At 59.1% G+C, this 18,464-nt stretch carries 18 protein-coding genes; 9 read left to right on the plus strand and 9 right to left on the minus strand.

The genetic code is table 11. The features are described 5' to 3' along the window. The first annotated feature begins 130 nt into the window (after nucleotides 1–130). Entirely contained in the window at nucleotides 131–730 is a 600-nt protein-coding gene (locus tag Q1A06_RS11250; protein ID WP_299563151.1) for an alpha-ketoglutarate-dependent dioxygenase AlkB, read from the plus strand. 103 nt (nucleotides 731–833) lie between these two features. Here Q1A06_RS11250 and Q1A06_RS11255 read toward each other — a convergent pair whose 3' ends face one another. After that, nucleotides 834–2,651: a sodium:proton antiporter gene (locus Q1A06_RS11255; RefSeq protein ID WP_299563154.1), complete on the minus strand. Its 1,818-nt coding sequence runs from the start codon at nucleotides 2,649–2,651 to the stop codon at nucleotides 834–836. Nucleotides 2,652–3,220: 569 nt separating this feature from the next. Then, entirely contained in the window at nucleotides 3,221–4,045 is an 825-nt protein-coding gene (locus Q1A06_RS11260; protein WP_299563157.1) for an ABC transporter permease, read from the minus strand. 115 nt (nucleotides 4,046–4,160) lie between these two features. Between Q1A06_RS11260 and cysQ the strand changes: the two genes are divergently transcribed. The 8 genes from cysQ to Q1A06_RS11300 all read left to right on the plus strand — a co-directional run bounded on the left by cysQ (nucleotide 4,161) and on the right by Q1A06_RS11300 (nucleotide 13,689). Next, the gene (cysQ, locus tag Q1A06_RS11265; RefSeq protein WP_299563160.1) at nucleotides 4,161–4,958 is read left to right on the plus strand and encodes a 3'(2'),5'-bisphosphate nucleotidase CysQ; all 798 of its coding nucleotides are present in this window, start codon (nucleotides 4,161–4,163) and stop codon (nucleotides 4,956–4,958) included. Nucleotides 4,959–4,985: 27 nt separating this feature from the next. Beyond that, complete coding sequence (locus Q1A06_RS11270) at nucleotides 4,986–6,224, plus strand: glycosyltransferase (RefSeq protein ID WP_299563163.1); 1,239 nt, start codon at nucleotides 4,986–4,988, stop codon at nucleotides 6,222–6,224. Between the two features lie 175 nt (nucleotides 6,225–6,399). Then, nucleotides 6,400–7,284 carry a UTP--glucose-1-phosphate uridylyltransferase GalU gene (gene galU, locus Q1A06_RS11275; RefSeq protein ID WP_299563166.1) on the plus strand — a complete coding sequence of 295 codons (885 nt, stop codon included), beginning with the start codon at nucleotides 6,400–6,402 and terminating at the stop codon, nucleotides 7,282–7,284. A gap of 30 nt (nucleotides 7,285–7,314) precedes the next feature. After that, complete coding sequence (gene galE, locus Q1A06_RS11280; RefSeq protein ID WP_299563169.1) at nucleotides 7,315–8,298, plus strand: UDP-glucose 4-epimerase GalE; 984 nt, start codon at nucleotides 7,315–7,317, stop codon at nucleotides 8,296–8,298. Between the two features lie 70 nt (nucleotides 8,299–8,368). Further along, the gene (locus Q1A06_RS11285; RefSeq protein ID WP_299563172.1) at nucleotides 8,369–9,502 is read left to right on the plus strand and encodes a glycosyltransferase family 1 protein; all 1,134 of its coding nucleotides are present in this window, start codon (nucleotides 8,369–8,371) and stop codon (nucleotides 9,500–9,502) included. A gap of 45 nt (nucleotides 9,503–9,547) precedes the next feature. Beyond that, on the plus strand, nucleotides 9,548–10,558 hold the full coding sequence (locus Q1A06_RS11290) for a glycosyltransferase family 2 protein (protein WP_299563175.1): 1,011 nt from the start codon (nucleotides 9,548–9,550) through the stop codon (nucleotides 10,556–10,558). Between the two features lie 20 nt (nucleotides 10,559–10,578). Further along, nucleotides 10,579–12,258 carry a beta-1,6-N-acetylglucosaminyltransferase gene (locus tag Q1A06_RS11295; protein ID WP_299563315.1) on the plus strand — a complete coding sequence of 560 codons (1,680 nt, stop codon included), beginning with the start codon at nucleotides 10,579–10,581 and terminating at the stop codon, nucleotides 12,256–12,258. Nucleotides 12,259–12,261: 3 nt separating this feature from the next. Then, nucleotides 12,262–13,689, plus strand: coding sequence for a nodulation protein NodH (locus Q1A06_RS11300; protein ID WP_299563178.1), 1,428 nt, complete (start codon nucleotides 12,262–12,264; stop codon nucleotides 13,687–13,689). Nucleotides 13,690–13,692: 3 nt separating this feature from the next. On the opposite strand, the gene Q1A06_RS11305 is transcribed toward Q1A06_RS11300, so the two are convergent. The 7 genes from Q1A06_RS11305 to Q1A06_RS11335 form a co-directional block, all read right to left on the minus strand. Then, complete coding sequence (locus Q1A06_RS11305) at nucleotides 13,693–14,157, minus strand: PTS sugar transporter subunit IIA (protein WP_299563181.1); 465 nt, start codon at nucleotides 14,155–14,157, stop codon at nucleotides 13,693–13,695. Between the two features lie 66 nt (nucleotides 14,158–14,223). Beyond that, nucleotides 14,224–14,790, minus strand: coding sequence for a ribosome-associated translation inhibitor RaiA (gene raiA / locus Q1A06_RS11310; RefSeq protein WP_299563185.1), 567 nt, complete (start codon nucleotides 14,788–14,790; stop codon nucleotides 14,224–14,226). Nucleotides 14,791–15,041: 251 nt separating this feature from the next. Next, nucleotides 15,042–15,803, minus strand: coding sequence for an LPS export ABC transporter ATP-binding protein (gene lptB, locus Q1A06_RS11315; RefSeq protein WP_299563188.1), 762 nt, complete (start codon nucleotides 15,801–15,803; stop codon nucleotides 15,042–15,044). Beyond that, nucleotides 15,800–16,291 (minus strand): lipopolysaccharide transport periplasmic protein LptA, encoded by a 492-nt coding sequence (gene lptA, locus Q1A06_RS11320; RefSeq protein ID WP_299563191.1) that lies wholly within the window; start codon nucleotides 16,289–16,291, stop codon nucleotides 15,800–15,802. Before lptA ends, lptB begins: the two co-directional genes overlap by 4 nt. Nucleotides 16,292–16,311: 20 nt before the next feature. Then, nucleotides 16,312–16,911: a hypothetical protein gene (locus tag Q1A06_RS11325; protein WP_299563194.1), complete on the minus strand. Its 600-nt coding sequence runs from the start codon at nucleotides 16,909–16,911 to the stop codon at nucleotides 16,312–16,314. Nucleotides 16,912–16,924: 13 nt separating this feature from the next. Then, nucleotides 16,925–17,539, minus strand: a complete 615-nt coding sequence (locus Q1A06_RS11330; RefSeq protein ID WP_299563197.1) for a ribonuclease D — start codon at nucleotides 17,537–17,539, stop codon at nucleotides 16,925–16,927. A gap of 42 nt (nucleotides 17,540–17,581) precedes the next feature. After that, nucleotides 17,582–18,358, minus strand: a complete 777-nt coding sequence (locus tag Q1A06_RS11335) for a PaaX family transcriptional regulator C-terminal domain-containing protein (RefSeq protein WP_299563200.1) — start codon at nucleotides 18,356–18,358, stop codon at nucleotides 17,582–17,584. Between the last annotated feature and the right edge of the window lie 106 nt (nucleotides 18,359–18,464).

An 18,464-nucleotide genomic window follows, 5' to 3' on the forward strand; every position in this document is an offset into this window, starting at 1 on the left:
AAACAGGTCGTTTCCAGCGGTTCGCAGGGTATATAAGGAGGGGTCAACGATGCTGCAACCTCGGTCCACACACTGATGTGATGATTCTGGGCAGAATCCCTGTAAATGCGGAAAGTTTGAGGAAAATAAGGTGAAGTTGGCGGTTAGAGGGTTCGATATTTATCCCGGTTTTCTGGATCTGGCGGCGCAGCGCGCGGTATTCGCGGCGGTGCGTGCGGTAGTGGCACAGGCACCGTTCTTCCGGTTGCGGACGCCGTCCGGCAAACCGATGTCGGTGCGGATGACGGCGGCGGGTCGCTATGGCTGGTTCTCCGACACGAAAGGCTATCGCTACGTGAGCCAACACCCAAACGGCACGCCCTGGCCCCAGATTCCCCCGGAAATATTGGGGATCTGGCAGCGCAGCACCGGTCTGGATCGCACACCGGAATGCTGTTTGATAAATTACTATGCCGCGGACGCCAGAATGGGGATGCATCAGGACAGTGATGAAGCGGACATGCAGTGGCCCGTGGTTTCCGTCTCGCTGGGTGACGACGGTCTGTTCCGCATGGGAGGTACAAAGCGCGGCGGCAAGACCGAAAGCATCTGGTTGCGGTCTGGCGATGTGGTGGTCATGGGCGGCGATGCGCGGCTCAGCTATCACGGGGTCGATCGGATCAGAGCCGGATCATCGACGCTGCTGCCCAAGGGCGGGCGGTTGAACCTGACATTGCGGGTCGTGGATTGAGGGTTTCTGTTTGATGTCCGCTCTGTGCTCAGTTTACCGCCGCTGGCGCCAGACGGTCATAGGCGAACTCACCCTGAACCGGCTTTGGCTGTTACCGAAGCGATCAGTTTTCACTCCGCTTTGGTTTGGCGGGCGCAAGCGATAGAAGCTCTATATCGGTGGAATTTTTCGGGTCGGACTTCGGCCCCAGAAAGCGCAAATTGCCGCTCTTATCAAGTTCCGCGATCAGGATCGCTTCGGGGTTCTTCTCACGAAACTGATCAACGGTGAACTCTTCCGACAGTCCAGTCACCCGGAACTCCCAGCCGTCGTAGATCAAAGCACTGGCTTCGAAATAGGTCATGTTCCCGCCTATCGCCTGTCCGCCCAGCGTGGCTGGCAGGGCATGGCGCGAACTGGATTCCCGAACACGTTTGACCTGAAACACGTTCTCCCGGCCAAACTCAGGGGCCAGATCGGTTGCGACCAGCGTGTTATAGGCGTCATTGTCGGTGGCGCAGATCAGCTTTTCATAAGCCACGAGATCGAGCCGTTCCTCCGCCGCTTTGGACAGGATATCACCAAAGAACGTATCGACACCGGCATCCCGCGCACTGCGTAGATGGGCGTGGTTCGGATCGGCGATGATCACTTGCAAGCCCATCTTCTTGAGCGCCTCCGCCAGTTCCACGGACCAGCGTGACCCGCCCAGAATGATCACCCCCGGACTCGCCGAAGCTGTAAGCCCAAGCAGTCTGGCCAGCGGCGTCAACGTGAACCCGTGCAGCACGACGGTCGCAGCGACAAGCGCAAACGCCAGTGGCGCAATGCGGGCTGCATCGGCGATCCCGATCTGCACCAGCCGTTCACCGAACAGACCTGCCACCGCCACCAATACAACACCGCGCGGCCCGGTAAATGCCACCAGCAGGCGCTCGCGCCAAGGTACATCCGAAAAAGAGAGCGCGGCCAATACTGACAGAGGCCGGGCGATCAGGATCACTGCCAACACAAAGAGCAGCACGGTCATATCGAGCGACCGAAGCGAGGCGAGGCTCATGCTTGCCGCCAGAAGGATGAACACGCCCGAGACCAGCAGGACGGTCGCGTGTTCCTTGAACCGCCGCAATTCGGTATAGCTGGGAAGGCGGGCGTTGGCGACCCAGATGCCCATGATGGTCACTGCCAGCAATCCGGATTCATGCAGTACGTAATCGGACAGCGCAAAGACGCCGAGAAGGACCACGAAAAGAACCGGAACCTTCATATATTCTGGCACATAAGCCAAACGGAAGGCGCGCGCGATGCCCCAACCGCCAGCAATGCCAAGCAGCGTGGCAACGCCGATACCCACGGTCAAAACCTGCGCTGCCGCACTGGCCGAGCTGGCGGTTTCGAGCACGATCACCACCTGGAAGGCCAGAACTGCTGCCAATGCGCCCACCGGATCGTTTACAATGGCCTCCCATTGCAGCAGGGCGGCAGGGCGTTTCCGTAACTTGGCCTGACGCAACAAGGGTGCGATGACCGTTGGGCCGGTTACGATCATGATCCCGCCAAACACCGCCGAGGTGGCCCAGCTGAGACCGGCGACATAGTGCAGCGTCAGGGCGGAAGTGAACCAGCCGAGCGGGGCGCCGAACACGATAAGCCGTTTGACGCCCGTCGCGGCATCGCGCAGCGTATGGAAATTCAGCGTCATCCCGCCTTCGAACAGAATGATCGCCACCGCGATGGCGATGATCGGCCCAAGCATGTCGCCGAATTGCGCCGCAGGGTCGAGAATTCCCAGAACCGGGCCGATGATCAGGCCGGCAAGCAGCATCAGAACAATTGACGGCATACGCAATCGCCAGGCCAGCCATTGACTGCCCACACCAAGCGCGCCCACAAGGGCAAATGCCAGGACCGGGGCCAACCCTGCTGTCTCCGCTGTCGCCATATATTCCTCACCGCTCGTATCTGGGGGCAACGCTACCTCGCGCCGCTGTTGCTCGCCACCCTCTTCGGGTCACGTACCACATCTGTCCCATATCTACATCTTTTCAAAGTCCGATTGCAGCTTATTTGGTCAAGCCGCATCGGCACGCTCTGCAAGGCGTCGCAGCCACCGAAAAATGTATCCGTGAAGGTCGGACGTGGTTGCATTTTCGGGCAAGGGAACAGAGGTCTCGGGTCATCGAAGAAGGCCAAACCACTGAATACGTCATGCTGACAAAGGTGGCCGGGTGACTCTCGATCTGCTCGGGCATGGCGCGGGCAAATCAGGGACCTGCGCGAAGGAACAGGATTTCAACGCGCCCAGCCTGTTTCGGACGTTCAGGCGCTGCCCGGACATCTCTATCGAGGTTGCAAATATCAACTTGTCTGTTGCGGTCTGTTGAAACGCGTCGCGGCTAGCGACTGCACGGGTCCAGAGGATACCCACGACCAATGTTTAATGATCGGCCCGCCAAACAGCATATTGATGCACGTCAGGCTAAGGCTTCGGTCGGGTCGCATGGATGTCCTTTAGCGTCGCGCGCTCCAGCTGACGGAGGCGTGGCGGCGGGTGTAGAATTCGCCCATCAGACCGATCATCACCAGTACGACGCCAACCCAGAACGCATACATCGGGTCGCTGTTGCGGGGATTGTAATTCAGGAACGCGAAACCGCGTGCCTGGTCGATGGTGTGGAACAGCGGGTTCCAGTCGAACATCGCCAGCATGAAACCCGGCAAGGTGTTGGCGACGAACATCTTGCCCGATGCGATCATGTTCGCGCGTTGGTAAATCGTCGAAAAGATGCCGACAGCGGTGGGAAACCACGGCTTGATCGCCAGTAACACTAAACCCAGCGCCGCGCCGGTAAACCACGCAAGCAACAGCATGGCAAAAGCGCCGATGGGCTGCTCGATCTCCAGCGGGGTGAAGGCGACGTGGTACACGAACAGGATCATCGCCAGCGACAGGATCTGGATGTACAGCGCGCCAAGCGCGGCTGAGCAGATCGAAATGATGGTATTCATCGGCGCGTGCTGCATCATCGCACTTGCCGGTCCTTCGGATCCGACGACGGCGCCCAGTGCCTTGGAATGGGTCATGTACAGAAAGATGCCAGACATGATGTAGATCAGGAAATCGCCGCGCAGTGCCGCGCCACGCAGTCCGAGGATCGAGAACATGACATAGAAGGCGGCAACGAAGATGACCGCCTGCATGATGTTCGTGGCGATGGCGAGGAAAGCATTGTTGTGGGTCTTGCGCACGGATCGCACTATCGAGTGATAGATCAGCTCAAGGATCGTCAGGACGACCTGCAACGTCGAGCGATTTCTGCGGATGGGTTGGAACATCGGGTATACTGCCTCGCGGATATTGTCCTTATCGCACGGAATTCTTGCCGATCCGTTTCAAGCGCATCATAAGAGTTAAAACACGTTTATCAACGAACGATGGCAGGAGTTGGGCATGGACTACGAAAAACTGACGCGTGTGATGCGGCGACTTTCGCTCGAAGCGGGCGACAAGATCATGGAAATCTATGCCCGCGATGATTTCGAAGTCAAATCCAAATCAGATGACAGTCCGGTGACTGCCGCAGACGAAGCGGCGGACAGGATCATCTCGGATGGGCTGCGCGCAAGCTTTCCCGATGTCCTGCTCGTGACGGAAGAGCAATCGGCCACACATTCGGCGACGGGCCGGACTTTCTTGATCGTCGACCCTCTGGACGGGACCAAGGAATTCATTCACAGGCGCGGTGATTTCACGGTTAACATCGCCTTGGTCGAGGACGGCGTGCCGACGCGCGGCGTCGTCTATGCGCCCGCGAAAAAGCGAATGTTCTTCACCGGCGCGGGGGGGGAGTCTGTTGAGGAGACGGGGGATTTCATCAAAGACAACGTAGGGCCGCTCAAGCGTATCTCCGTCTCCAGTCCCGATGATACGGCGTTGATGGTCGTGGCCAGTAAGTCGCACCGGGATCAGGCGACGGACGATTACATCGCCCGATATGATGTGAAAGATATGAAAAGCGCGGGATCCTCGCTCAAATTCTGTCTGGTCGCGACAGGGGAGGCCGATCTGTATCCTCGTCTTGGCCGAACGATGGAATGGGACACTGCTGCCGGTCATGCCGTGCTGAAAGGGGCGGGGGGCGATGTCGTGCGCTTCGACGATCTGTCGCCGCTGACCTATGGCAAGGAAGGGTTTGCCAACCCTTTCTTCATCGCCTTCGCGCCGGGCGTCACCTTAAAAAAGGGTTGAGGCCCCGCGCGGGTTTAGGGGCTGTTCATGAGCGATCCCACCGTCAGTGTCGTTATCGTGAGCAGGGACCGCCCTGCGGCCTTGGTGCGATGTCTGACAGGTGTGGCGCAGCTTCAGTATCCTAGCTTCGAAGTCGTCATCGTGGCCGATCCCGGCGGCATCGCTGCTGCAGAGGCTTGGGATGATGGAAGCGCAATCAAATGTGTTTCTTTCGATGAGCCAAACATCTCTGCTGCGCGCAATCTGGGCCTGACCCATGCGGCGGGTGATATCGTCGCGTTCATCGACGACGACGCCGTGCCGGAGCCGCAATGGCTGCGGTATCTTGTGGCGCCGGCGGTGCGCGCTGATGTGGCCGCGATGGGCGGCTTTGTGCGGGGGCGCAACGGCATCAGCTATCAGTACAAGGCACGAACGCTGGATACGCAGGGCATGGCGCAACCGTTGGAGGTTGATCCGTTTCAGGCAACGGTACTGGTGCCACCGAAGGGGCGCGGCATCAAGACCGAAGGCACCAATATGGCGTTCCGCCGCGAGGTGCTGGTGGAACTGGGCGGCTTCGATCCTGCCTATCACTACTTTCTAGATGAGACCGATCTGAACATGCGGTTGGGGCGGGCGGGGTATGCCACGGCGATTGTGCCGCTGGCCGAAGTGCATCACGGATTTGCACCAAGCGCCATACGCCGCGCCGACCGTGTACCGCGCGACCTGTTCGAGATCGGTGCAAGCTGGGCCGTGTTCCAGCGCAAACACATCTCCAAGGACGCGCGCGCCGCGCAATGGGCCGCACTGCGACAGTCGGAGCGCCGCCGTCTGATCCTCCACATGACCGCAGGCAGGCTTGAGCCGCGTGACGTTCGCCGCCTTATGCGGCGGTTGGACGCGGGCCATGCGGAGGGTCAGACCCGCAGTTTCGGCAGCGCGGGGCTGGCTCGCCACGCCGTCGTCCCCTTCCGCCGGTTTGCCGCGGCCAGGCGGGCATCGCGTTTTACTGCCGTGCGCGGTCTGCGGGGCAAGGAGGCGCTGGCCCAAGCAACCCGGCGCGCAGCACATGGCACGATCGAGACGGTGCTTGTCCTGTCACGCACGGCCCTCTTTCACAGCGTCTTTTTCAACACCGACGGCATCTGGGTCCAGCGTGGTGGAATTTTCGGACGTTCCGACCGTGCAGCACCCTTGTTCAGGCTTTCAACCTTTGCACGACGCGCTGAGCGCGAGAGACGGAGGGTCGAAAAAGTGCGAGGTCTGAATGTTGAGAATTGAAACATGTCGGCGGATTCCGCCGTTACTTAGAGATAAAAGATGGTCTTATTGATGCCTTCTTTGTACATCATCCTATGGCCGGCGTAGAGGCGGCCCTGAAAATCGAAGCGCGCGCGGGATCACTAGCACCCCTACTGCAGCACCAACCAATAACTGACGAAAAAAGAGTATTGAAATGGGCAATAAAGTCACGACAGCAATTTTCCCGGTCGCGGGCATGGGCACGCGGTTTCTACCGGCTACCAAATCCGTTCCGAAAGAAATCATGACGCTGGTGGATCGCCCCTTGATTCAATACGCCATCGACGAGGCCCGTGCCGCAGGGATCACCGAGTTCATCTTCGTCACCTCACGCGGCAAAGGGGCGCTCGAAGACTATTTCGACCTCGCTCCGAACCTTGAGGAAGAACTGCGCAGCAAGGGCAAGGATGCGCTTCTGGAAGTGCTTCAGGAAACGAACATGGACAGCGGCGCGATCGCGTATATCCGACAGCACAAGGCGCTTGGCCTCGGACACGCCGTCTGGTGCGCACGGCGTCTCGTCGGGGATCAGCCCTTTGCTGTGATCCTGCCCGATGATGTGATCTCGGCGGACAAGCCATGTCTGCAGCAGATGGTCGAAGCCTACGAGGAAACCGGCGCGAACATGGTTGCAGCGATGGAAGTCGCGCCTGAAAGGACCTCGTCCTACGGTATTCTGGATGTCGCGGAAGAAGACGGCAAACTGCTCCACGTCAAAGGTATGGTAGAAAAGCCGAAAGCCGATGAGTCGCCGTCAAATCTGGCGGTGATCGGTCGTTATATTCTGTCGCCGAACGTGCTGTCCAATCTGGACCACATGAAAAAAGGTGCAGGCGGAGAGATCCAGCTTACCGATGCGATTGCTGCCGAACTCGATCAGAACCGCAAGGTGTATGGATATCGGTTTTCCGGCCAGCGTTTCGATTGCGGATCGAAGTCGGGATTTTTGCAGGCGACGGTATCATATGGTCTCGCACGGCCGGAACTGCGCGACGATCTCGCGGCTTATCTGAAAGACATCGTGCCCGATCTATCCTGAGGCGACACCGGACAAGGCAAAGGACGCCGTATGAAGAACATTCTGGTGACGGGCGGTGCGGGCTATATCGGCAGCCATGCCTGCAAGGCGCTGCGCACAGCCGGCTTTGTTCCCGTCACTTTCGACAATCTTGTCACTGGCTGGCAGGACGCGGTGAAATTCGGGCCCTTCGTCAAGGGCGACCTGCTGGATCGGGGCGCGGTCGATGCTGTTTTTGCGCAATATGCACCGGTAGCGGTGATGCATTTCGCCGCCTTGAGCCAGGTGGGCGAAAGCATGCAGGAGCCGGGAAGATACTGGCGCAACAATGTCGTCGGATCTCTCAATCTGATCGAAGCTGCCGCAGCTGCGGGCTGTACCGATATTGTTTTCTCGTCGACTTGCGCCACCTACGGCGATCAGGACAATGTCGTACTTGACGAAAGCTGTGCGCAACGACCCATAAACCCGTACGGCGCCAGCAAGCGCGCGATCGAGGAAATTCTGCGCAGTTTCGAAGACGCGCATGGGATCAAACATGTCATATTCCGCTATTTCAACGTAGCGGGTGCGGATCCGGACGGCGAAGTGGGCGAGTTTCACCAGCCCGAAACCCATCTGATCCCGCTGATGCTGGACGCGGTCGACGGCAAGCGCGACGCGCTCACGATTTACGGAACCGACTACGATACGCCCGACGGCACGTGTATCCGCGATTATGTGCATGTTTGCGATCTTGTGGATGCGCATGTGCTGGGTCTGGAATGGCTGCGCGCGGGGAAGGGCAGCCGTGTGTTCAACCTTGGCACCGGAAGCGGATTTACGGTGCGCGAGGTGATCGACCAAAGCGCGCTTGTGACCAACCGGACGGTCCCCGTTGTCGAAGGGCCGCGGCGGGAAGGAGACTGCACCAAGCTGGTTTCCGGTTCCACCCGTGCCGAACGCGAGCTTGGATGGAAGCCGGTGCGCTCTTCTCTAAGTTCTATGATCACCGACGCGTGGAGATGGCACCAAACTGGCACCTACACCGCATAAGGCACCGCCCACCGCGCGGCTGCTTGATATCACTCGGCTCCTACGGCGCGCGGGCCGTGTCTGGACGGGCGTGGACCGGGTCGAGCTTGCCTATCTGCATAGATTGGTTGCTGATCCGGTGCCGGTCTACGGGCTGGTGCGGACGCGGTTTGGGTATCTCTTGCTGGATCCTGAGGGGCTGAATGAATTTGCGCGGCGGCTGGAAGGGGCTGTCCCGTTCTCGGCCCCGGACGCTCTTGCGCGGATGCAACGCGGTTTGAACCGAACCGGGCAACAGGCGCTGACGGACCTGCGCAAACTGGCGCAGGCGCGCTGTTTGCCGCGCGGACTGGGCCGCATGCTACGTGCACACCTGCCGACCGGTACCGCCTATATCAATACCGGGCACAGCAACCTGACAGAAAGGGTTCTGCGGGCCGTGCGCTGCGTGGCGGACGCACGGATTGCCGTGCTGGTGCACGACATCATCCCGCTCACCCACCCGCAGTATCAGCGCGCGGGGACGGCACAGCAGTTCGAAGCAAAGCTGCGGCGCGTTCAGCGCCACGCCGACATCATCATCTATAATTCACAAGACACCCGTGAGCGAACAGAGAGAGTGCTCCGGGACTGGGGGACCGTACCTGCCGGTATTGTTGCTCATCTGGGGACAGTTCCGCCGGTGCCTGATGCCAGCGCGCTGCCGACCGGTGCGCTGCCCGACGCGCCGTTCTTCATCACGATCGGCACGATAGAGCCGCGCAAAAACCACGCTCTGCTGCTCGATATCTGGGATGCGATGGGGCCTGATGCGCCATTGCTTCTGATCTGTGGCGGCAGGGGATGGAACAACGATGCGGTGTTCGCCCGGCTCGATGCGCTTGGTCCAAGCGCACGGATCAAGGAACTGGGCGGTCTGTCGGACGTGGCTTTGGCAGCGCTGCTAGAACGGGCGCAGGCGCTTCTGTTTCCAAGCCACGCGGAAGGCTTCGGTCTACCAGCGGTCGAGGCGCTGTTGCTCGGGACACCTGTGGTGTGCAGCAATTTGGAAACATTCCGGGAAATCCTTGCGGAAAATGCTGTTTACATAGATGATACTGACCACGATCTGTGGAAAAAGACGATCGTTGATTGGTCAGAGCACCCTCGGGATGCGCCGAAGCTGCCGAACCGGGATGGTTACCTTTGGGATAACCATTTCAAGATAGCGTTAAGCTTCACCTGATAGGCGCGCAGGAAGGTTTGCGGATCATGGACGTGAGGGCAGTGATTGAGTGCAATACGATCTTATCGTCTTAGGCTGCAGCGGAAACGCTGGCGGCTGAGGGCATTTCGTAAGCGGCGCGAACTCAAATGCGTTGTGGACCGGACCGATAAGATTCGGCCCGACGATATCTTGTTGTTCTGCACGCAACGCAACGAGAAGATCCGCCTGAAGTATTTTCTTGATTACTATCGCAAACAGGGCGTTAATCATTTCTTCTTCGTGGACAATGACAGCGACGATGGCGCGCTGGAGTATCTGCAAGATCAGCCGGATGTCTCTCTGTGGTCGACGCGTGCAAGCTATCGCAGGTCCCGCTTCGGGGTGGATTGGCTCAATTGGCTACAGCGCAAATATGCGCACGGGCACTGGACGCTGACCGTCGATCCCGATGAATTTCTGGTCTACCCGTTTTGCGATACGCGCCCGCTGCGTGCGCTGACCGATTGGCTGGAAGCGTCCTCGATCAAATCATTCTCGGCAATGTTGCTGGACATGTATCCGAAGGGGCGGCTCGATGAGCAGCCCTACCACTCCGGGCAGGACCCGATCGAGATTGCATCGTGGTTCGACAGCGGCAACTACACGATTTCGCGCAACTACCGTTTTACCAACCTGTGGATTCAGGGCGGTCCCCGTGCGCGGGTGTTTTTCGCGGACGACCCCGACCGCGCACCGGCGCTGAACAAGGTGCCGCTGGTAAAATGGGACCGACGGTACGTCTACGTCAGCTCGACGCACATGCTGCTGCCGCGCGGGCTTAATCAGGTGTATGACGAATGGGGTGGTGAAAAGGCGTCGGGCGTTCTTTTGCACGCGAAATTCATCGACACCTTCGGCGCAAAGGCCGCCGAAGAGCTTGAGCGCGGTCAACACTATGCGGGATCGGTCGAATATAAGGCCTATGCCGCGCGCGTCAGAGAGAACCCGCAACTATGGTGCAAATGGAGCGAGCGATACATCAACTGGCGGCAGCTTGAGATCCTCGGCCTGATGTCGAAGGGGAACTGGGCGTGACGGCGTCCATGGGTGTGGTGATGCTGGTGCACACGGCGCTGGGCCGCGCGGAGCAAATTGCACGCCATTGGGCCAATGCGCGGGTACCGGTTGTTATCCATGTGGATCGCAACGTCCCGAAGAAAAACTACGATACCTTCGTCGCGGCTTTGTCCGATGTACCGAACCTGCTGTTTTCCAAACGATTTCGGTGCGAGTGGGGGACGTGGGGCATCGTTGCCGCGTCACAGGCCGCGGCTGAACTGATGCTGGCCAGCTTTGCCGATGTTCGGCACGTTTACCTCGCATCTGGGTCTTGCCTGCCGCTGCGCCCGGTTCAGGAGCTTGTCGACTATCTGGCCGACCGACCGCGTACAGATTTCATCGAAAGCGCTACGACGGCAGACGTGCCGTGGACTGTCGGCGGTCTGGACGAAGAACGATTTACCATGCGGTTTCCATTCTCGTGGAAACGGCACAGGTACCTTTTCGACAAGGCCGTAAATTTCCAGCGCACGTTTAACATACGCCGCCGTATGCCAAACGGCATTGTGCCGCATATGGGGTCGCAGTGGTGGTGCATGACGCGCCAGACCTTGTCCGCAATCCTTCAGGATCCGGAACGCACGGAATACGATCGGTATTTTCGGCAGGTCTGGATCCCTGACGAAAGCTACTTCCAGACGCTTGCGCGCCTCTATTCGACCAATATCGAAAGCCGCTCTCTTACCCTGTCCAAATTCGATTTTCAGGGCAAACCGCATATCTTTTACGACGATCACTTGCAGCTGCTGCGCCGGTCCGACTGTTTCGTCGCGCGCAAGATCTGGCCCTATGCCGACAGGCTCTATGAAGCATTCCTGACCGATGCAGAAGGCGCGATGAAAAAGACCGAGCCGAACCCCGGCAAGATCGATCGCATCTTCGCCAAGGCGGTGGAGCGCCGGACGCGTGGCCGCTCTGGGCTGTATATGCAAAGCCGTTTTCCCAACGAGGATTGGGAAAATGGCGTGACAGCCGCAGCCTATTCAATGTTTCAAGGCTTTGCCGAGCTGTTCGAGAATTTCGAGCCATGGTTGGCGAATGCCACAGGTGCGCGCGTGCACGGCCACCTCTTCGCGCCCGACCGCGTCCATTTCGCCGAAGGCCAGAGTACCCTGAACGGAGCGCTGAGCGACAGCGCGTTGCAGCGCGATTACAACGCCGAAGCTTTCCTGTCTAACCTGATCTGGAACACGCGTGGCGAACGGCAATGCTTCCAATTTGGGCCGCTCGACAACCAAGACGTCAACTGGCGCATTTCCAAGGACCCGAACGCGCAAATCTCGGTCATCACCGGCGCTTGGGCGGTGCCGCTTTTCCGATCCAACATGGATTTCGCGGATATCCGGCGCCTTGCCGCAGGTATGCAGAAGATCGAGAGCGAGCATATGGACGTGCTGCGGTCTCCTTACACCAAGGCGCGCGTGCGCATCTGGAACATGGCGGAATTCATCGAAGCCCCGATGGAGCCGCTTCAGGGGATCCTGGACGAAATCGGACAGGCGCGGATCAGGCGGCTTTCGGAGGCGCCGAAAATGGTCGATATGCACGGATTTGGACAATTCCTGCAAAACCTCAAGAACCAGGGTATGCACCCCTATCTGATGGGCGACTTCCCGGTGGAACGTGGCCCCGTCTCTACCCATGAAGTCCCCCGCAGACCTTACCTGGTGAAATAGAACATGACCTCACGTTTCGACAGTTTCGTTGTATTTGCCGAAATGCGAACCGGATCGAATTTTCTCGAAGCGAATCTGAATGCCTTCGACGGCATTACCTGTCATGGCGAGGCGTTCAATCCGCATTTCATCGGCTATCCGAACACCACCGAAATCTTGGGCGTCGACCAGGCGATGCGCGATTCCAATCCGAACGTCTTGCTTGCGGCGATCCGCGATGATCCCGCATCGCTCGGCGGGTTCCGGTATTTTCATGATCACGATCCACGGGTCCTGCCGACCGTTCTGGAGGATCCGCGCTGTGCCAAGATCGTCCTGACCCGCAACCCGATCGAGAGCTATATCAGCTGGAAGATCGCGCAGACGACCGGACAATGGAAGCTGACCGATCTCAAGGCCCGCAAGGCTGCGCAAGCCCTGTTCGACGAGGCGGAGTTTGCCGCACACCTCGAAGCGTTGCAGAGCTTTCAGTTGATGCTATTGAACCGACTGCAGACGACAGGGCAGACCGCGTTTTATGTCGCTTACGAAGACCTGCAAAGCGTCGATGTGATGAACGGAATCGCTGCATTTCTCGGGGTTCCGGAACTGCTGGAAGAGCTCGACAAGAATCTGAAGAAACAAAACCCCAGCCCGCTGTCCGAAAAGGTCAGCAACTTCGATGAGATGACCAGCGCGCTGGGAAGGCTTGATCGCTTTGATCTGACCCGCACGCCGAATTTCGAGCCGCGGCGCGGCGCGAACGTCCCAGGCTATGTCGCGGGCGTCAAGGCGCCGCTGTTGTTCATGCCCATCGCCGGCGGCCCGTTACAGGAAGTCCGGCGCTGGCTTGCTGCGCTGGACGGTGAAAAGCAGAACGCGCTTCTGTCTAAAATGTCGCAAAAGGACCTGAGGCAGTGGAAACGCCGGCGGCCCGGGCACCGCAGTTTTACGGTGCTGCGCCATCCGCTCCTGCGCACGCATGAGGTGTTCTGTCACCGGATCCTGAACGCAGGGCAGGGCAGCTACCTTCAATTGCGGCGCACGTTGGTACGGCGCTACAAGCTGCCGCTGCCCGAAGAAGGCCACGAAGCGAGCATCGACAAGGCGGCGCATCGGGCCGCCTTCATCGCATTCCTCAAGTTTCTCAAAGGCAACCTGGCGGAGCAGACCGCCATCCGCGTCGACCCGGCCTGGTGCAGTCAGTCACAGATCATTCAGGGGTTCGGAGAATTCACGCTTCCCGATCTCGTCTTGCGCGAAGAAACCCTTGCATCCGATCTTGCGGCGCTTGCCGCGACGTTCGGGTATACACAGGCCCCCCGGATCGAGGCCCCGGTGTCGCGCGGTCCATTCGCTCTTGCTGTTATCTACGACGACGAGATCGAGGCGTTGGGCGCTGACGTCTATCAACGCGACTACATGATGTTTGGATTCGATCGCTGGCGGTAACGGTCAGGCCGCTTTAACGCCCTCAGCTTCGGTGAGAATCGTATACAGCGTTCCGGGGCTCGGATTGGCACGCAGCTTTGCACAAACGTTTGGATCACGCAGTGTCCGCGACACCAGCGCCAGCGCCTTGAGGTGTTCCACGCCGGCATTTTCAGGCGCGAACAAGCTGAATGCGAGATCGACAGGCTGACGGTCGACCGATCCGAAATCGACGGGCTTTTCCAGAAGAACGAAAAGCCCGACAACCTCTTCGAGACCGTCAAGCCGCGCGTGTGGCAATGCCACCCCGTGGCCGACTCCTGTAGGACCCAGCGACTCTCGCGCGAGGAGTGCTTCGACAACGCGGCTGGCATCCAGTCCGTAGGTTGTATCCGCGAGTTCTCCGATGTCCGCCAGCAGCCGTTTCTTGCTGCTGGTGGAGGAAAGCACCTTTATCGCTTTGGGCGTCAGAAGATTTGCAAGCTTCATCGTTGTTCGGTCCCTCGGCGTCTGCCTGTTCCTAGTGCGCTACGAGAACGCGCCCTAGACTACTCTTTACGAGGGGTCAATCCATCCGATGTTTCCGTCATCTCGACGGTAAACCACGTTCACCCCATCCTTGTTTTCTTTTTTGAACACCAGCACTGGTGCGCCTGAAAGCTCCATCTGCATCACGGCCTCGCCAACCGACAGGGTCGCGATTTTCGTCTGCATTTCCGCGATTATCATCGGCTGGAGCGATTCCGGCTCTTCCATGTCGGTATCGGTTTCTGCAGCCAGAATATACGAGGAAGCGCCCAAAAGTTCAACCGGCTGCGCGCGTTCCTTGTAATGATCTTTCAACCGACGCTTGTACCGTCGCAGTTGCTTTTCCATCTTCTCGCTGCACCCGTCGAAGGCTGCATAAATCTCATTCGCGTGCGCTTTCGCGGAGGCCGTCAGTCCGGTCGACAGATGAACAGTTGTCTCGCAGACATACTCGTGCCCCGACTTGGAAAAAACTACTTGTGCGTCGGTCGGCCGTTCGGCGTACTTCTGTACCGCACTGTCCAGTTCTGTCTTGACGTGGGTTTGCAGTGCTTCGCCGATATCAATCTGTTTTCCGCTGATCTGGTACCGCATAGTTTCTCCTTACGTTGTATGGTCCAATCGCCCGGCACAGGCCTATTGCGGCCAGCGGGGCGGACAATCAGAGTCTGGAAGTGACGAAGGGCAACGGGTTATTTTCGGTAGGCCCACCCAGAGGTGGCGCGGTTTTTATTCTCATCCAAAGCCATGTCGCCATACCTTATTAGAGCGCCATTCGCCGCGAGGTGTCAATCATTTCACGCCCCAAGGCAGCCTTTTGCCGAAGGCGCACGAACCTAAAATCGTTAAGAAATCTTAAAATTATCACCCAGATACACGCGTCGGACATCTCCGTCGCGGACAACCTCGTCCGGGGTTCCTGACATGAGGACACGACCCTCGTGAAGAATATAGGCGCGGTCCACGATTTCGAGTGTCTCGCGCACGTTATGGTCGGTGATCAGAACGCCGATCCCGCGTTTTTTAAGATCAGCGACCAGATGGCGAATATCACCGACGGAAATCGGATCGACGCCCGCAAAGGGTTCATCGAGCAAAAGATACTTCGGGTTTGCCGCGAGACAGCGCGCAATCTCGACCCGCCGCCGCTCACCGCCCGAAAGGGCAAGAGAAGGCGCGCGCCGCAGGTGTTCGATGGAGAACTCGCTGAGAAGCTCATCCAGTCTGATCTGCCGCTTCTTGCGATCGGGTTCAGCAATGTCGAGGACCGCAAGAATGTTGCCCTGAACGCTCAAGCCGCGGAAAATACTCATTTCCTGCGGCAGATAACCGATGCCAAGCTGGGCGCGGCGGTACATCGGCAGCGTTGTGACGTCCTTGCCGTCGATCGTCACGGTACCGCCCTCCGGGGTCACGAGGCCCGCGACGGCATAGAACGTCGTTGTCTTTCCCGAACCGTTCGGACCCAACAGTGCCACAACCTCGCCGCGGTTCAGCTCCATCGAAAAATCGCGGATCACGACCTTCTTGCGGTAGGACTTGCGCAAATGAGCGATCCGCAATCCGGCTTCGCCTTCGGCCACTTTCAGGTCGGGGGACGGGCTCATTGGTCTGGGCCGGTTTGCAGCCGCGTGCGCACATTGCCGGACATCTGCGCCGTGCCATCCTCAAGGCGGATTGTCATGCTGTCCGCGCTGAGCGCGCTCGCCCCCTGCGCGAGCAGGACGTCGCCACTCATGACGATGGTGCCGTCATCTATACTGTAATCCGCGCGCTGCGCCTCGGCAGCATCAGGACCGGAAACGAGAGTGACGCCTCCCGTCGCCTCCATCTTGGCAATGCCATTCGCATCCGTACGGTAGACGACCAGAACGCGCTGCGCACTCAGACGCATTTCGCCCTGGCCTATGACCACGTTTCCCGAAAAAATCGCGGTGCCGGTCTGCTGGTCCACCGACAACTCCTCCGAAGTGACCTCGACCGGGAGGCTGGTGTCCTGTGCTATGGTTCCGAATGCGACGCTGGCCCCCTGCGCAACGGCAAGGGTTGACAAACACGCAACGAAAAGCGCGATAATCGTAAGACGAAGACCCATGATGCAGCCACTTTCCAATCTCAGTTGGGCGTATATACCAGTTTAACACCGCCGCTGAAAAGCATTTGCGCGTTCTCGGCAGAATTCGGTTTTTTGACCGTCATGTTTCCCGCCGTCAGGTCGCCCATCGGGCTTTGCGCGGCGACCGCGCCGGGCGCGATCAGCAACACTTCCGAAAGCTTCGAAGACAACGCACCCGTATCAATGCGGTATCCGTTGGAGGTGTCGATGATCACATCGCCTGTAAGCGTCGCTAGGTCGTCGGGAATATCCAGTACAATGAGATCGGCGCGCACCTGCAATTTCGACCCCGGCGCGGTTTCGATGCGCGCGATGACGTTCTCCGCGCGGTTGCCCGTGGTCTGGCCATCGGGCGTCGTCAGTTTTGTCGCAGAAAAGGAAAGCAGATCGCCATCCGCTGTGCTGCCGGAGAAAAACGGACCGGTGATCTGCTGATCACGCAGCCGCTCCTGTATCTCCTTGTCCGCAAATGGGATCTGCGCCTCATTGTCGCCGCCGCGCGAAATCAGGAACAGCGTCGATAAAAGCGCCAGCGCCGCCAGCGGAAAAATCACTTTCAGCAGCGCAACGGTGCGCGAATAGCGGTCGCCGGCGATCATCCGTCCGAACCGGTCATGCGTGAGCGAAAATGTCCGTATCCGGCCACCCTTCAAGATCAAGCCGCGCCCGCATCGGCAGGAAATCAAAACACGCTTGGGCGATGTCCATCCGGCCTTCGCGTTCCAGCATGATATTAAGCGCCTTACGCAGCCTGTGCAGATACAGGACGTCAGAGGCGGCATAGTCGATCTGCGCTTGGGTCAGCGCATCGGCACCCCAGTCACTTGACTGTTGCTGTTTGGAAATATCCACGCCGAGAAGCTCCTGCAACAGTTTTGCCAGCCCGTGTCGGTCCGTATAGGTGCGTACCAGTCGGCTGGCGATCTTAGTGCAATAGACCGGTGCTGCGACCGCGCCGAATGTGTTGTGCATCGCGGCGATGTCGAAGCGGCCGAAATGGAATAGCTTCAGCACGTTCGCGTCCTCAAGAAGGCGGCAAAGGTTCGGCGCATCCGTCTGCCCCTTGGCGATCTGGATCAGGTGGGCGTTGCCGTCACCGCTTGAGATTTGCACCACGCACAGACGGTCCCGATGCGGATGCAGGCCCATTGTCTCGCAGTCGATGGCCACCATCGGTCCAAGGTCAAGCCCGTCGGGCAGGTCGTTCTGATAAACGGTATTTGTCATGGAATGCTCTATACAGGGAGGACAAGAAGGTGAAAAGGCGCGTCAGTGCGGCAGAATACCGGCGGGGTCGGGCTTTGGAAAGCGGACGAGCAAGCGGTTCACCAGCATGTGACAGCTGTGGCCCTCCCATCCGTCGGGCAACAGATTGCGCGGCAGGGGTGGGTGGCGCAACACGATGCGCCGCCAGTTGTGCACGATCAGACAGCGCAAGACAGCCCGCTGCAGCGGGCTTGGCCGGGTGTCGCGCAGCAGCTTGTCGGCGGATGTCAGTATCGGCAACAACGTCTGGTAGTCCTGCGTCAGCATGGCGGGTGCGATTTGCGCAGGCAGCCAGGCGGGAACTTCATCGCCGGGCAAAACCAGCGCCGCTTTGGGCGGTACCGCAGATACCGCCCCGACGAAGACACGCGGCAAAAGCTGCACATAGCCACTCGCGCGCATTTTCTCCAGCGGGATGGTGTCCGCGTCCCGGACCAGCACCAGGTGCCACGCGTCGCTCTCCAGAGCAGGGCCGGTATAGATCCGTTCACTGGCAGCGGCGCTCCTTGCGCGGCTCTTCGGGGTCAGCGCATGACGGCGGGTGCGGCCGCTTTTCTCCGAGACGATCCAGCCCTCGTTGCGCAGCCTGTGCAGCGCGACACGCACGGCTTCGGGGCGGATATGCATTTCGGCCATCACCGCCGACAGCGTCGGTCCGTCAATCGCGGTACCTTCTTTCTGGGCCAGATCGCCGAACAGGCTGACCATCAACGACCAGACCCGATGCCCGCCCGGCGCAAGAAGCGCCTGTATCGTTTGCTGGTACGGGTTGGATGCCATAGGCGTAATACTCTAGCCTGAAATATCATCCTATTATAGAGGGTTGGCATCTTGGTGTCAGCATGCTGCATTCTCGGAGCTACGAAAACAGCCTATATTATCGGCA

Origin of the sequence: uncultured Sulfitobacter sp. (genome assembly GCF_947497275.1) — a bacterium.
GTDB lineage: Bacteria > Pseudomonadota > Alphaproteobacteria > Rhodobacterales > Rhodobacteraceae > Sulfitobacter.

Coding starts and splice junctions, on each gene's coding strand:
- Q1A06_RS11255 (WP_299563154.1), bottom strand. CDS start 2,651: ATGGCGACAGCGGAGACAGCAGGGTTGGCCCCGGTCCTGGCATTTGCC.
- Q1A06_RS11260 (WP_299563157.1), bottom strand. CDS start 4,045: ATGTTCCAACCCATCCGCAGAAATCGCTCGACGTTGCAGGTCGTCCTG.
- cysQ (WP_299563160.1), top strand. CDS start 4,161: ATGGACTACGAAAAACTGACGCGTGTGATGCGGCGACTTTCGCTCGAA.
- Q1A06_RS11270 (WP_299563163.1), top strand. CDS start 4,986: ATGAGCGATCCCACCGTCAGTGTCGTTATCGTGAGCAGGGACCGCCCT.
- galU (WP_299563166.1), top strand. CDS start 6,400: ATGGGCAATAAAGTCACGACAGCAATTTTCCCGGTCGCGGGCATGGGC.
- galE (WP_299563169.1), top strand. CDS start 7,315: ATGAAGAACATTCTGGTGACGGGCGGTGCGGGCTATATCGGCAGCCAT.
- Q1A06_RS11295 (WP_299563315.1), top strand. CDS start 10,579: ATGCTGGTGCACACGGCGCTGGGCCGCGCGGAGCAAATTGCACGCCAT.
- Q1A06_RS11300 (WP_299563178.1), top strand. CDS start 12,262: ATGACCTCACGTTTCGACAGTTTCGTTGTATTTGCCGAAATGCGAACC.
- Q1A06_RS11305 (WP_299563181.1), bottom strand. CDS start 14,157: ATGAAGCTTGCAAATCTTCTGACGCCCAAAGCGATAAAGGTGCTTTCC.
- raiA (WP_299563185.1), bottom strand. CDS start 14,790: ATGCGGTACCAGATCAGCGGAAAACAGATTGATATCGGCGAAGCACTG.
- lptB (WP_299563188.1), bottom strand. CDS start 15,803: ATGAGCCCGTCCCCCGACCTGAAAGTGGCCGAAGGCGAAGCCGGATTG.
- lptA (WP_299563191.1), bottom strand. CDS start 16,291: ATGGGTCTTCGTCTTACGATTATCGCGCTTTTCGTTGCGTGTTTGTCA.
- Q1A06_RS11325 (WP_299563194.1), bottom strand. CDS start 16,911: ATGATCGCCGGCGACCGCTATTCGCGCACCGTTGCGCTGCTGAAAGTG.
- Q1A06_RS11330 (WP_299563197.1), bottom strand. CDS start 17,539: ATGACAAATACCGTTTATCAGAACGACCTGCCCGACGGGCTTGACCTT.
- Q1A06_RS11335 (WP_299563200.1), bottom strand. CDS start 18,358: ATGGCATCCAACCCGTACCAGCAAACGATACAGGCGCTTCTTGCGCCG.